This window comes from Chromobacterium sp. Beijing (assembly GCF_021496765.1).
Taxonomy (GTDB): domain Bacteria; phylum Pseudomonadota; class Gammaproteobacteria; order Burkholderiales; family Chromobacteriaceae; genus Chromobacterium.
In genome coordinates this window covers 1,094,927-1,108,558 of record NZ_CP053750.1, presented here as the reverse complement: position 1 = coordinate 1,108,558, position 13,632 = coordinate 1,094,927, and the positions used below count along the sequence as shown (strand labels likewise).

Sequence of the window (13,632 nt, the reverse complement as noted above, 5' to 3'; positions counted from 1 at the left end):
CCTAGAACGACTCGTCGTCGCGCAGATAGCGCCATTGGCCGGTGGGCAGATTGCCCAGCTTGACCTTGCCGATGCGAATCCGCTTCAGGCCCACCACGCGCAAACCCACCAGTTCGCACATGCGGCGGATCTGGCGTTTCTTGCCCTCGCGCAACACAAAACGCAACTGATCCTCGTTTTGCCAAGCCACGGTGGCAGGCAGCAATTTTTTACCATCCAGCTCCAGACCGTGATTGAGCAGACTCAAACCTTCGTCGGAAAGTTCGCCCTCCACCCTCACCAGGTACTCCTTGTCCACGCTGGAATGCTCGCCGATGATCTGCTTGGCCACCCGGCCGTCCTGGGTCAGGATCAACAGGCCCACCGAATCGATGTCCAGGCGGCCGGCCGGCGCCAGCCCTCTCAGATGCTGCGCAGAAAACCGGCGGCGGCTCTTGTCCTCCGCCCACTGGTTTTCCGGTTTGACCAGCACCACCGCCGGCTCGTAGCCGTCCTCGGCCTGGCCGGACACGTAACCCATGGGCTTGTTCAGCAGGATGGTGACGCGCGAGGCTTGAGCGTCCTGCGCCTTCTTGTCCACTTCGATCAGATTGTGCGGCAGCACTTTCTGCCCGAGGACGGCCACCTCGCCGTCCACTTTCACCCACCCTTGTTCGATATAGCTATCGGCCTCGCGGCGCGAGCACAAACCCAACTCGGCCATGCGTTTCGACAGGCGCACTGGTTCCATCATTTCGTTCCGTAATAAAAAAAGCGGCTTGCGCCCGCTGCGGCGCCCGCTCCGTCTCTATCTTCCAAGACAGACGCTCGGGCCACCCGCAACCACCGGCAAGTCCGCTGTTGCATTCCCGCTATTGTAGGGGATGCCACTGCAACTGGCTATGCGCCAACCATCACCCTCCTGTTGGGGACTTGTTCAGCACCCCGGTGCCACGCACCTCCTCTCTGGTGGACAAGCGCCACTGCAGCACCTTACCCCCAACGTCAAACAATAACACCAGCTCCTTGTCGTAACGGTTCTGCGCACTGAACAAGGGCCCCAGGTCGGTGAAGTTTTGCAACTGAGGCCGATACTGAACATAGCTGTACACCCACAATTCACGATTGCTGGAAAAACGTATTCGGTCCTGCGGCTCCCCAAAAGCATCAAGCACCTCGCGCCGGCTGCCTCCGCTTTGCAGCATTCGCTTCACCGCCGGTTCATCCACTTCCGCCAACTGCCTGCTTCCGCTGCTGGCGCACCCCATCAACCAACAAACGCAACATAGCGCCCACCATCGCTTTTTCATTTGCCGCCCTCCCCAATCATGGGTTCCAACACGACTTGCGCATCGTCAGACCATGCCCCTACATCCAGCGGCACCGAATACAAATACTCACGCGGGTACGGCCATTGAAAGAACGGTGTGAACGACTCAGCGCGACCGTAAAGCCAGATGACGGGCAAGGTGAACTGCTTGCCACGCTCCAACAAGGTAACGCTGAACACCGGCTTGTCAGCAATGAACAAGTATTGAACGCGCCCTTGCTCATAAGGGTTTTTCTCGCTCTGCAAGCGCGCCAGCCCCTTGAGCATCGCCTCGCCCAAGGCCGCTGAAGCCTTGCGCGCGCAGGCCACCACATCCTCCTGACACGCGGCCTCCACTACCGGCAAGCAGGCCACCTCCCTCTCATCCCGCAAGCTCACCCTACTCTGGACCCCCACCAAGCACTCCAGTCGCAAATCTCCCAGCCGCCGGGTATTAGCGGGCAGACCTTTGCTGCGTACCACCGGACGCCAACTCAACTCCACCGGGGGCAGGTTCGCCACCAACAGTGCATTGCGCTGCGCCAGCCCCGCCAGCTCATCCAGGGCAAAGCTGTAGTCGCTGGCGAGCTTGACCATGCCTTTGCCCCCACTGCCATCGCGCCAAAATAGCCCTACTCCCGCCCGCGGCGGATGTGGATAAAGGCGATAGCGCAGCGAGGAGCCCGGTGCCAGCGCGCGGAATGCGTCGAAAGCTGCCCACCCCTTGGCCAATTCGGCATAGGCGTAAACCGACTCCTTGCGCGGGGCCTGCGAGTGTCCTGGTGTTTCGGCAACCGCCCCGACCGCCATCAGCAAACCCAAGAAACCAACTCCCGCCCTCAGATTGCGCATTGCCACGCCTCCCCCGTAAAATTCATATTGCATCATCAAGACAAGAAAACCATCGCATTCGATTTTATTTAGTCGCAATCAGTACATCAAGCCGTCTTGTTCGACTATGCTGGTACGCCATGGAGCGCCAGCCAAGCCCCGGAGGCAGGCATGAACTGTTTCAATGAATACGAAGACTACGACGGCATTGGCCTGGCCCAGCTGATCGCCGGCGGCCAGATCAGCGCCGGCGAGGCCGCGGCCGCCGCCCAGGCACGGCTGGAGCGCTGGAATCCGGCGCTGAACGCGGTCTGCCTGCCGCTGCCGGAACAGGCTCAGGCCCAGTTGCGGCAAGCGCAAGGCGCCGGCCCGCTTGCCGGTTGCCCGGTGCTGATCAAGGATTTGCTGGCCGACATCGCCGGCGTGCCCACTCGCAACGGCAGCCGCCTGTTCGACGGCTATGTCGCGCCGCGCGACGCCGACATCATCCAACATTATCGCCAGGGCGGCCTGATCTTCATCGGCAAAACCGCCACGCCTGAACTGGGCCTCAGTCCCTACACCGAATCCGAGGTCTACGGCCTCAGCCGCAACCCCTGGGACCTGACCCGCACCCCGGGCGGCTCCAGCGGCGGCTCGGCCGCGGCGGTGGCCGCCGGCATCGTGCCCATCGCCCACGGCGGCGACGGCGGCGGCTCCATCCGTATTCCCGCCTCCAACTGCGGCGTGTTCGGCCTCAAGCCCAGCCGCGGACGCGGCCCGGCCGGCCCGGACTACAGCGAGGGCTGGCAGGGACTGGTCTGCCAACACGCGCTGACGCGCAGCGTGCGCGACAGCGCGGCGATGCTGGACCTGCTGGCCGGCGGCCCGCGCGGCGGCGAGGCCTATTACTGGCCGGCGCCGGAGCAAAGCTTTTTCGCCGCGCATCAGCGCGAGCCCGGCAAGCTGCGCGTCGCCTGGAGCAAGCGCCCCATCCTGGGCGGCGCGCTGCACCCGGACTGCGCCGCCGCGCTGGACGACGCGCTGGCCTTGCTGACCGAGCTGGGACACGAGGTGGAAGAAGCGTCGCCGCCGCTGGCGTCGCCGGAGGAATACAACCGCGCGATGCTGGCCATCATCTGCGGCGAGATGGCCGGCCTGCTGCGCGACATCGAGCGCCGCACCGGCAAACCGGCGCGCCACCAGCAACTGGAAGCGGCCAGCTGGGCGCTGGCGCGCTACGGCGAGCGGCTCAGCGCCGGTGAGCTGGCCTGGGCGCGCGGTTTCGCCTGGGAGCAGGCCCGGATCATGGAAACCTTCCACCAGCGCTACGACGCGCTGACCACCCCGGCCCTGAACCAGCCGCCCGCCCTCGTCGGCGGCCTGGGACCCAGCGCCGCCGAAACCGCGATCTCGCGCTGGATGCTGGGCAAGCTGGGCTGGGATTGGACTTTGCGCTTCGGCCAGTTGATTCCGGCCACTTCGCGCCGTCTGATGGAGTATCTGGGCTGGACCATACCCTTCAATATGAGCGGACAGCCGGCAATGAGCGTGCCGCTGTACTGGAGCCAGGCCGGGCTGCCGATAGGCGTGCAATTCGTCGCGCGCTGCGGCGACGACCTGACCCTGCTGCGGCTGGCCCGCCAGTTGGAGCAGGCCAGACCGTGGGCGCAACGGCGCCCGCCGGCCCCGCCTAGCGCTTGAAGCCGGCCAGAGCCGGCCCCAACTCGCCGGCCAGCCGGCGGCCCAGCTCGGTCACCAGCGTCTGCAGGCCGGCCGCGGCCGCCGCGGCGTCCGGCGTCGCCAAAGGCTGGCTCTGCAGGAAATAACCGCTGGCCAGCGGCCGTTTGTCCCCCTGCGTCGGCAGAGCCTGCCAAGCCACTTCCAGCGAGGCGTCGCGCCCCGGACGCAGGCGCAGCTGGCGCACGTCCAGCAATAAGCGGACGTCCCCGCCGCCCATGCCCGGTTGCGGATAGGCGTAGATACTGGCCAGGCCCAGCGAGCGGGACAGGTCCGCCGCCACGGCTTGCGTCAGCATACGGTCCAGCGGACCGGCCCAGCGCTGCAAGTCCAGCAATTCGACATTGCCGGCGGCGTCTTCCACCACCAGCTGGGGCCGCTCCAGCCCCGCAGGCAGGCTTGCCGGCCCCACCATCACGCTGACGCCCAGCACGGGGGTCGCGGCCGCCGTCGACAGGGCCGGCCGCAATTGATGGAAGGTGGTGGGCGGCGAGGCGCAGGCGCTCAGCAGCGCCAGCATGATCAAGCTCAGCGCGATGGATTTCATTTTTTCTCTCCCTTGCCGCGTATCAACGCTTCCGGATGGCGGTCCAGGTAATCGGCCAGCGCGCGGAAACTGCGCGCCGTTTCCGACACCTCCTGCGCCGCCGCGCGCACGTCCTGCTGCAGCGGCGAATCCGCCTGCATCGTCTGGCGCGTGCTTTCCAGCGTTTTCTGCAAGTCTTCCAGCGTTTTCACCGCCTGCGGCAGCACCTTGCCGTCCATGTTCTCGGACAGCTTGCGCATGCCGTCCAGCGTCTGGTGCAGCGATTTCAACGATTGATTCAGCTCCTCGCCTATGCTGTCGAACGGCACCTTGTCCAGCCGGCGCGCAATGCGCTGCAATACCCGCTGCAGTTCTTCCAGATCGCCCGGCAGCGTCGGCAGCTCGGTCATGCCGTTGCGCACCGCCACCTTGGCCGGCTTGGCCTCGGGGAAAAAGTCCAGCGCCACGTAAAGCTGACCGGTGATCAGGCTGCCGGAGCGCAGCTGGGCGCGCAGGCCGTTGCGCACCAGAGATTCCACGGAAATCTTGGCCGAAAGACTGTGATCGCCGGACAGGGTGTTGAGCCGGCTGGGATAGGTGCGGATGTCCACCGTCATGTCGAAGTCCTTGCGCGCCGCCGCGTATTCGATGCCGATGGCGGTGACTTCGCCGAAGGTGATGCCGCGGAAATCCACCGGCGCGCCCACGGTCAGGCCGCGCACCGACTGCCGGAACTTCAGCCGGAAGGACTGGGTTTCCCGGTCGCGGTTCTGCAGCGCTTTTTCGCGGGTTTCATTGAGCAGGAACAGGTATTTGGCGTCCGGCGCCTTGTCCGGCCCGTCGCTGAGCGGGGTTTCAAAGGCGATGCCGCCCAGCGCAATCGCCGCCAAGGATTGGGTGTTGACGCTCAGGCCGTTGGCGCCGATGGCCACGTCGATGCCGCTGGCGTGCCAGAAACGGCTGTTGACGGTGACGAAGTGATCATAAGGCGCGTTGACGAATACCGACAGCTTCACCGCGCTGCCGGCCGGGTCCAGCTCGTAGCCCACCACCTGGCCCACCGGCACGCGGCGGAAATACACCGGCGAGCCGGCGTTGAGCGAACCCAGATTGTCGGAGCGCAGCACGAACATCTTGCCCGGCAGGTCCGCGTTGATGATGGGCGGCACTTCCAGGCCCTTGAACTCGGTGCGGCGCTCCTTGCTCTTGCCCACGTCCATGCCGATGTAGGAGCCGCCCAGCACCGTGCCCAGACCGGACACGCTGCCGCCGGAGATGCGCGGCCGCACCACCCAGAAACGGCTGTCCGCCACCAGGTAATCGTCCACGTTCTTGCTCAGCTCCGCGGTGACCAGGATGGACTGACGGTCCGGGCTCACCGACACCGCCTTCACCTCGCCTATCTCCACGTCCTTGTACTTGATCCGGGTTTTGCCCGCCTCCAGCCCTTCCGCGTTCTGGAAGGCGATGGTGATGGTGGGCCCGCGCGACAAGACCGCGCTCACCGCCAGCCAGCCGCCTATCACCGCGGCCACCACCGGAATCAGCCACACCAGCGACGGCGACCAGCGCCGCCGCTTCACCGGCACCGCGGCCGGCAAGTCCTCGCCGGCTGCGGCCGGTTTTTCGGGTTGATCACTGCTCATCGTCTTCCTTTACCTGATCCCAGATCAGCCTGGGATCGAAACTCATCGCCGCCACCATGGTCAGCACCACCACCGTGCCGAAGGCGATCGCCCCCGGCCCGGCCTTGATCGACGCCAGCGACTGCCATTGCACCAGCGCCACCATCAGGGCCACCACGTAAATGTCCAACATCGACCACGGGCCAATCACCTCCACCACCCGATACAGCCGCGTGCGTTGCCGCGGCGCCCAGCCGGAACCCAGCTGCACCGTCACCAGCAAGAGCAGCAAGGCCAGAATCTTCAACAGCGGCACCAGCACGCTGGCGGTGAACACCACCAGCGCCAGCGGCCAGGAGCCGGATTTCCACAAATACACCACCCCGCTCATGATGGTGTCGTTCTGCATGCCCATGATGGTGGAGGTTTCCATGATAGGCAGCAGATTGGCGGGCAGATAGGCCACCATCGCCGCCAGCAGCAAGGCCCAGCTGCGCTGCAGGCTGTGCGGCTTGCGCGAGTGCAGCGCGGCGTGGCAGCGCGGGCAGGATTGGGCGCCTTCTCCGGCCCGGCACAGCAGCCCGCAGCCGTGGCACAGCCATAGGCCGGACTGCGCGGCGGTTTTCACGCGGTAGTCCGACATTGCTGACAACGCTCCCACAAGTCTTCCGGATTGAAACGACTGGCGCTGGCCGCCATCAACACGATCAAGGCGAACAAGGCCATCAGGCCCACGCCCACGTGCACGGTGGCCAGGCTGACCAGTTTGACCAGGGACACCAGGATGCCCAGCAAAAACACTTCCACCATGCACCACGGGCGGGTCAGTATCTTCAGCCGCATCAGCCAGGGAAAGCCGCGCGGCACATGGCCGAAGGCCAGCGGCAGCCGCACATAGAGCATGCTGCCCAGCTCCAGCGACGGCATCACGATGCCGGTGAACATCACCAGCATCGCCACCGACAACATGCCCTGGCGCTCCAGCGCCACCACCGTCTGCCACAAGGTGGCCGCGCTGCGGGCTCCGGCGGCCTCCAGGGTCACCACCGGATAGACGTTGGCCAGCAGAAAGGCGATCACCCCGGTCAGCAGCAGCGCCAGTTCGGCGTCCTGCCGCTGCGCGCCGTAACGGCGCACCAAAGCACCGCAGCGCGGGCAGCACGCCCGGCCCTCCCCCTTCAACGCCACCTGCATCAGCAGATCGCAATCGTGGCAGGCGGTCAGCTTGGAATCGGCGTCCGGTCGCGTCATCAGTAGCCGCCTTTCGCCTTGCGCTCGGCGGTGAAGCTCCACCACGGCCGCGCCTCGTCGCTGTCCATGTAATGGACCACCGACATCAGCGTATCCAGCACGCACGGGTCCTGCCGGGTTCCGGTCAGTTCGCACAAACGGTGGTACAGCCGCAAAGGCTCGGCGCCGCGCAATTGGCACGGCTCTTCGATGCCGAGCAGGCGCAAATCCTCGGCCAGGCTGGGGCCGATATTGGGCAGCTCGCGCAAATGCCGCGCCCGCGCCGCGGGCGGACAACGTGATGGATGCATAAACTCTCTGCGCAGATGGCAACAACCCGCATCATAAAGGAGGCCGCGCCAGAGTTCAAAAGCCGTCCCGGCCCGGAGGCCGTTCAACATCCCGAGAATTAGGCGAGACAAGGAGGGAGGAAAGGAAGAAACGGAAGGGAGGCGGCGCATGCGCCTTGCGCAACGGCGCCCGCCGCGCCCGGTCCAGCGCGGCGGACTTGAACAGACGCTCAGCCGTGGAAGATGTCCCAGCCCAGCTTGAGGATCAAGGTGCTGGTCAACAGCAGGAACAGCACCCGCACAAAGCCGGTGCCCTTCTTCATCGCCACCCAGGTGCCCACTGTCGCGCCGGCCATATTGCACACCGCCATCGGCAGCGCGTACTGGAACAGCACATGACCAGCGGGGATGAAGAACAGCAGCGCCGCGCAGTTGGTGGTCAGGTTCACCACCTTGGCCGAGGCCGAGGCGTGCAGAAAATCGAAAGCGAAGAAGCGGATGAACAAAAACATCAGAAAGCTGCCGGTGCCGGGGCCGAACAGGCCGTCGTAAAAACCGATGGCGCCGCCGATGGCCATGCCTATCGCCATTTCGCGCCGGCCTATCGCCACCGGCTTGTGCAGGGAGCCGAAGTCCTTCTTCCACAAGGTGTACACCGCCATCACCACCAGGAGCGCCAACACCAGGGGGCGCAGCACGGCCTTGTCGATCAGGCTGACCGTGGCCGCGCCGGCGATGGACATGAAGAAGGCCGCCACCGCCGCCGGCAGCACCAAGCGCCACGGCACCTTGACCCGCTTCAGATAGGAACGCGCGGCGGACAGCGTGCCCATGGCCGCCGCCAGCTTATTGGTGCCGAACACCGTGGCCGGCGCCAGATTGGGCAAGGCGCTGAACAGGGCCGGAATCTGAATCAGGCCGCCGCCGCCCACCGCCGCGTCCACCAGGCCGGCGGCGAAGGCAATCACGCACAAAAAACTCAAGGTCAACAGCATCCACTTCTCCCGGCTCCGCGCCGCTTACAGTTAGGACAAGATTCTATGCCTTGCCAGCCAAGCGTGCTTGCAATACCGTATTGCGAAAATCGCAATCAGAATACCGGGGCCGGGATGAAATCCTTATGGGAATTGCGCGTGTTCTGCGCGGTGGTGGAAAGAAAAAGCTTTGTCGCCGCCGCGCGCCAGCTGGGCACATCGCCCAGCAGCGCCACCCGCGCGGTGCAGACGCTGGAAGAAGCGCTGGGCGGCAGCCTGCTGGCGCGCTCGCAAAAACAGGTCAATCTGACCCTGGCCGGCGAAAGCTATTACGCCGCGGCGCGCAAAATGCTGGACCTGCAGGAAGAAGCCGAGGACGAGCTGGCGGCCTTGAGCGAGGCGCCGCGCGGTCTGCTGCGCTTTTCCGCGCCGGAGGCGATGAGCCACGCTCTGTTGCCGCCGGTGCTGACCCGCATGGCCGACGCCAACCCGGAGCTGCGCTTCGACGTGCTGTACAGCGACACCATACTGGACCCGATACGCGAGAAGCTGGACTTCAGCATCCGCGGCGCCTTCCCCGCCTCCAGCGAGCTGATCGGCTACCCGCTGTGGGATTACCAGCGCCACCTCTATGCCAGCCCGGCCTACGTCGAGCGCCACGGCGCGCCGCAAACGCCGGAACAACTGCCGGAGCACCGGGTGCTGATCCACTCCGCGCCGCGCGTGCTGAAAGCCTGGAATTTCGTGTCCGCCGGCCACCAGCTCAGCCTCAATCTGACGCCCTGGCACCGCGTCAGCTCCGGCAGCGCCGTGCTCCACGCCGTGCTGGCCGGCCTGGGCGTCGCCCGTCTGGGCAATTGGCTGGCCGAGCCGCTGGTGCGCGCCGGCCAGCTGCTGCGGCTGTGCCCGGATTACCGCATCGTCTCCAGCCACGGCGACAATCCGCAGATGCACGCCGTCTTCGCCAACCGCCGCATTCCGCGCAAAGCCCGGCTATTGCTGGAGGAGGTGCGCGCGGCCGCCCGCGACGCCGGCTACGGGCTTAAAGCGCGCTGAACCATAAAAAAACGGAAGCCAAAGCTTCCGTTTCGATCATGTTCACCATGGGCCGGAACACCGGCCCGCCATGGCCCCGCTCAACCCACCCAGCGGCGGGCAGCGGCGAACATCCGGTACCAAGCGCCGTTCTCGCCCCAATCCGCCGGGTGCCAGCTGTTCTGCACGGTGCGGAACACCCGTTCCGGGTGCGGCATCATGATGGTGAAGCGGCCGTCGGCCGTGGTCACCCCGGTGATGCCCGCCGGCGAGCCGTTGGGGTTCAGCGGATAGGTCTGGGTGGCGCGGCCGTCGAAATCGACATAGCGCAACGCCGTCAGCGCCTGCTCCTGCGCGCCCGGCGCGAACACCGCGCGACCCTCGCCGTGGCTGACCACCACCGGCAGCTGGCTGCCCACCATATCGCCCAGGAAGATGGACGGCGAGGCCGTCACCTCCACCATGGCGAAGCGCGCCTCGAACTGCTCGGAAGCGTTGCGGTGGAACTTGGGCCAGTGTTCGGCGCCCGGGATGATGGACGACAGATTGGACATCATCTGGCAGCCGTTGCACACGCCCAGCGCGAAAGTGTCGCCGCGGCCGAAGAAGGCCTCGAACTGATCGCGGGCGCGCGGATTGAACAGAATGCTCTTGGCCCAGCCTTCGCCGGCGCCCAGCACGTCGCCGTAGCTGAAGCCGCCGCAGGCGGCCAGGCCCTTGAAATCCGCCAGCGACACGCGGCCGCTGATGACGTCGCTCATATGCACGTCCACGGTGTCGAAACCGGCGCGGTCGAAAGCGGCCGCCATCTCCAGCTGACCGTTGACGCCCTGCTCGCGCAGCACCGCCAGGCGCGGACGCGCGCCGCCGGCGACGAAGGGCGCCGCCGGATCGGCGTGCACGTCGAAGCTCAGCTTGGCGCTCAGACCCGGCGCTTTCGGGCTGGAGCGCAGCAGGTGTTCGCTGTCGGCGCAGGCCGGATTGTCGCGCAGGCGCTGCATGCGGGCGCTGGTCTCAGACCATTCGCGGTGCAGATCGGAACGGCTCTCGTTGAACAACTCCACGCCGCGGTGCTTGATCACCAGGCGGTCCTTGTTGTTCACGCGGCCGATCACGAACAGCTCGCGGCCGATGCCGGCCTTCATGAAGCGCGAAATCACTTCCGGCGTGTCGGATTTCTTCACCTGCAACACCGCGCCCAGCTCTTCATTGAACAGCACCCGCATCAGGCGGCCATGGGTGGCGGCTTCCTGAGTGGGCTGCACGAAGTCGTCGATGATGCGCTGGGTGTTCTTGCGCTCGATCACCAGTTCCTGCAGATCGATGGTGACGCCGATATGGCCGGCGAACATCATTTCCGACAAGGTCACGAACAGGCCGCCGTCGGAGCGGTCGTGATAGGCCAGCAACATATCGTCGCGCAACAGCGTCTGCACGGTGTTGAAGAAGGCCGCCAACTGGTGCGGGCTTTCCACGTCCGGCGCCTTGCCTTCCATCGCCTTCCATACCTGGCCGTAGATGGAACCGCCCAGACGGCAGCGACCGTAGCCCAGATCGATCAGGATCAGATCGGTGTCCTTGTCCTCTTTCAGCTCCGGCGTCGCGGTTTTGCGCACGTCTTCCACCGGGGAGAAAGCGGAAATGATCAGCGACAGCGGCGCGGTCACGGCTTTCTTCTCGCCGGCCTCTTCCCACACCGTCTTCATCGACAAGGAGTCCTTGCCCACCGGGATGCTGATGCCCAGGTCCTGGCTCAGCTTGGACACCGCGTCCACCGTACGGTACAGGCGCGCTTCCTCGCCCGGGTGGCCGGCGGCGGCCATCCAGTTGGCGGACAGCTTGACGTTGCCCAGGTGGCCGACAAAAGAGGCGGCGATATTGGTCAGCGCCTCGCCTATCGCCATGCGGCCGGAGGCCGGCGCGTCGAACAGCGCGGTGGGCGTGCGTTCGCCCATCGCCATCGCTTCGCCGCGGTAGGTGTTGAAACCCATGGTGGTGACGGCCACGTCCGCCACCGGCACCTGCCAGCGGCCCACCATCTGATCGCGCGCGGTCATGCCGCCCACGGTGCGGTCGCCGATGGTGATCAGGAAGGATTTGTCCGCCACCGTCGGGTTGCGCAGCACGCGCAGCGCGGTTTCCTTCAATTCAAAGCGCGAGGCGTCGAAGATGGCCAGATCGCGTTCGCGAGTGGCTACATCACGCGTCATCCGCGGCGGCTTGCCCAGCAACACCTCCAGCGGCATGTCCACCGGATGGTTGTCGAAATGATCGTCGCGCACCTGCAGATGGCCGTCGTCGGTGGCCACGCCCAGCACCGCGAACGGGCAGCGCTCGCGTTCGCACAGCGCGGTGAAGCGTTCCAGATCCTGCGGCAGCACCGCCATCACATAGCGCTCCTGCGACTCGTTGGACCAGATCTGCATCGGCGTCATGCCCTTTTCTTCCAGGTGCACCTTGCGCAAATGGAAGACGGCGCCGCGGCCGGCATCGTTCACCAGCTCCGGGAAGGCGTTGGACAGGCCGCCGGCGCCCACGTCGTGAATCGACACGATGGGGTTGGCGTCGCCCATCTGCCAGCAGCGGTCGATCACTTCCTGGCAACGGCGTTCGATTTCCGGGTTGCCGCGCTGTACCGAGTCGAAGTCCAGGTCCGCGCTGTTGGCGCCGGTATCCATGGACGAAGCCGCGCCGCCGCCCAGGCCGATCAACAGGCTGGGGCCGCCCAGCTGAATCAGCAGCGCGCCTTCCGGAATCTCGTTCTTGTGGATTTGCTGCTGCTGGATATTGCCCAGGCCGCCGGCGATCATGATCGGCTTGTGATAGCCGCGCATCTCGCCTTCCACCACTTCTTCGAAGGTGCGGAAATAGCCGGTCAGATTGGGACGGCCGAACTCATTATTGAACGCCGCGCCGCCGATAGGGCCTTCCAGCATGATCTGCAAGGCGGAGGCGATGCGCTCCGGCTTGCCGTATTGCGCCGCTACGTCGCTGTAACGTTCCCACGGCTGCACAAAGCCGGGGATGTTCAGATTGGACACGGTGAAACCGGTCATGCCGGCCTTGGGACGCGAACCGCGGCCGGTGGCGCCCTCGTCGCGGATTTCGCCGCCGTTGCCGGTGGACGCGCCGGCGAAAGGAGAAATCGCCGTCGGGTGGTTATGGGTTTCCACCTTCATCAGAATATCGGTGGGCTCGCTATGGTAAGCGTAGCCGTGGCCTTCCGGCTGCGGATAGAAGCGCTCGATGAAAGCGCCTTCGATCACCGAGGCGTTGTCCTTGTACGCCACCAGCGTGCCTTGCGGATTGGCGTCGTGGGTATCCCGGATCATGCGGAACAGCGACTTTTCCTGCTCCTCGCCGTCGATGATGAATTTGGCGTTGAAGATCTTGTGGCGGCAGTGCTCGGAGTTGGCCTGCGCGAACATCATCAATTCCACGTCGGTGGGATTGCGGCGCATCTTGGTGAAGTTTTCCACCAGATATTCCACCTCGTCTTCGGACAGGGCCAGGCCCAGATCGGCGTTGGCCGCTTCCAGCGCCGCGCGGCCGCCGGCGAGGATGTCCACGCTGCTCATCGGCTGCGGATCTTGATGGACAAACAGGCGGGCGGCGTCGTCCAGCGAGGCCAACACCGTTTCCGTCATCCTATCGTGCAAGAGGCCCGTCAAAATATGACGAGCCTCTTCATTTAAAGATTGTTGCGCGGACTTAACCCAGAAGGCGGTGCCGCGTTCGATGCGGTGAATCCCTCCCAGCCCGCAGTGCTGAGCGATATCGGTGGCCTTGGAGGCCCAGGGCGACAAAGTGCCCAATCGCGGCGTCACCAGAAACAGTTCGCCATCCGGCTGGCCGGCCAACGGCGCTTCGCCGTAACTCAGCAACTTGCCCAAGGTGGCCTGCTCTTCCAGCGTCAGTTCGGTTTCGCTTTCGGCGAAATGCCAGAATTCGGCACTGATGCTGAGGTCCGGCAGCCCGGCTTCGGCGGCTGCGGCAAGCAGTTTTTCAAGACGGAACGGCGACAGCGCAACGCCGCCACGGAGCTTGGTAAGGTAAGACATTAGACACCCGCGACAAGTATCAGGAAAGCGCGTCATAATACAGCAATTCACTG

At 65.2% G+C, this 13,632-nt stretch carries 12 protein-coding genes; 2 read left to right on the top strand and 10 right to left on the bottom strand.

The window, feature by feature from the left end; genetic code table 11:
- Nucleotide 1: 1 nt before the first annotated feature.
- The 3 genes from HQN78_RS05325 to HQN78_RS05315 all read right to left on the bottom strand — a co-directional run bounded on the left by HQN78_RS05325 (nt 2) and on the right by HQN78_RS05315 (nt 2,179).
- Nucleotides 2–730 (bottom strand): pseudouridine synthase, encoded by a 729-nt coding sequence (locus tag HQN78_RS05325; protein ID WP_107801719.1) that lies wholly within the window; start codon nt 728–730, stop codon nt 2–4.
- A 163-nt stretch (nt 731–893) separates the two neighbouring features.
- Nucleotides 894–1,289 (bottom strand): hypothetical protein, encoded by a 396-nt coding sequence (locus tag HQN78_RS05320; protein WP_235088416.1) that lies wholly within the window; start codon nt 1,287–1,289, stop codon nt 894–896.
- Nucleotides 1,286–2,179, bottom strand: a complete 894-nt coding sequence (locus HQN78_RS05315; protein WP_235088414.1) for a hypothetical protein — start codon at nt 2,177–2,179, stop codon at nt 1,286–1,288. The genes HQN78_RS05320 and HQN78_RS05315 overlap by 4 nt, the downstream gene beginning before the upstream one ends.
- A gap of 111 nt (nt 2,180–2,290) precedes the next feature.
- Between HQN78_RS05315 and HQN78_RS05310 the strand changes: the two genes are divergently transcribed.
- Nucleotides 2,291–3,802 carry an amidase gene (locus HQN78_RS05310; RefSeq protein WP_235088413.1) on the top strand — a complete coding sequence of 504 codons (1,512 nt, stop codon included), beginning with the start codon at nt 2,291–2,293 and terminating at the stop codon, nt 3,800–3,802.
- Here the strand turns inward: HQN78_RS05310 and HQN78_RS05305 are convergent.
- The 6 genes from HQN78_RS05305 to HQN78_RS05280 form a co-directional block, all read right to left on the bottom strand.
- Nucleotides 3,792–4,385 carry a membrane integrity-associated transporter subunit PqiC gene (locus HQN78_RS05305; RefSeq protein WP_227103423.1) on the bottom strand — a complete coding sequence of 198 codons (594 nt, stop codon included), beginning with the start codon at nt 4,383–4,385 and terminating at the stop codon, nt 3,792–3,794. The genes HQN78_RS05310 and HQN78_RS05305 overlap by 11 nt on opposite strands.
- Nucleotides 4,382–6,010 carry an intermembrane transport protein PqiB gene (locus HQN78_RS05300; protein ID WP_107798804.1) on the bottom strand — a complete coding sequence of 543 codons (1,629 nt, stop codon included), beginning with the start codon at nt 6,008–6,010 and terminating at the stop codon, nt 4,382–4,384. The genes HQN78_RS05305 and HQN78_RS05300 overlap by 4 nt, the downstream gene beginning before the upstream one ends.
- Nucleotides 6,000–6,632, bottom strand: coding sequence for a paraquat-inducible protein A (locus HQN78_RS05295; protein ID WP_107798803.1), 633 nt, complete (start codon nt 6,630–6,632; stop codon nt 6,000–6,002). The genes HQN78_RS05300 and HQN78_RS05295 overlap by 11 nt, the downstream gene beginning before the upstream one ends.
- Entirely contained in the window at nt 6,614–7,240 is a 627-nt protein-coding gene (locus HQN78_RS05290; protein WP_235088411.1) for a paraquat-inducible protein A, read from the bottom strand. Before HQN78_RS05290 ends, HQN78_RS05295 begins: the two co-directional genes overlap by 19 nt.
- Nucleotides 7,240–7,530 carry a helix-hairpin-helix domain-containing protein gene (locus HQN78_RS05285; RefSeq protein ID WP_235088409.1) on the bottom strand — a complete coding sequence of 97 codons (291 nt, stop codon included), beginning with the start codon at nt 7,528–7,530 and terminating at the stop codon, nt 7,240–7,242. Before HQN78_RS05285 ends, HQN78_RS05290 begins: the two co-directional genes overlap by 1 nt.
- A 209-nt stretch (nt 7,531–7,739) precedes the next feature.
- Entirely contained in the window at nt 7,740–8,504 is a 765-nt protein-coding gene (locus HQN78_RS05280; RefSeq protein ID WP_197081470.1) for a TSUP family transporter, read from the bottom strand.
- 114 nt (nt 8,505–8,618) lie between these two features.
- Here HQN78_RS05280 and HQN78_RS05275 point away from each other — a divergent pair, with 114 nt between their 5' ends.
- Nucleotides 8,619–9,539, top strand: a complete 921-nt coding sequence (locus HQN78_RS05275; RefSeq protein WP_235088406.1) for a LysR family transcriptional regulator — start codon at nt 8,619–8,621, stop codon at nt 9,537–9,539.
- Nucleotides 9,540–9,619: 80 nt separating this feature from the next.
- On the opposite strand, the gene purL is transcribed toward HQN78_RS05275, so the two are convergent.
- The gene (gene purL, locus HQN78_RS05270; protein WP_235088403.1) at nt 9,620–13,579 is read right to left on the bottom strand and encodes a phosphoribosylformylglycinamidine synthase; all 3,960 of its coding nucleotides are present in this window, start codon (nt 13,577–13,579) and stop codon (nt 9,620–9,622) included.
- Nucleotides 13,580–13,632: the final 53 nt, after the last annotated feature.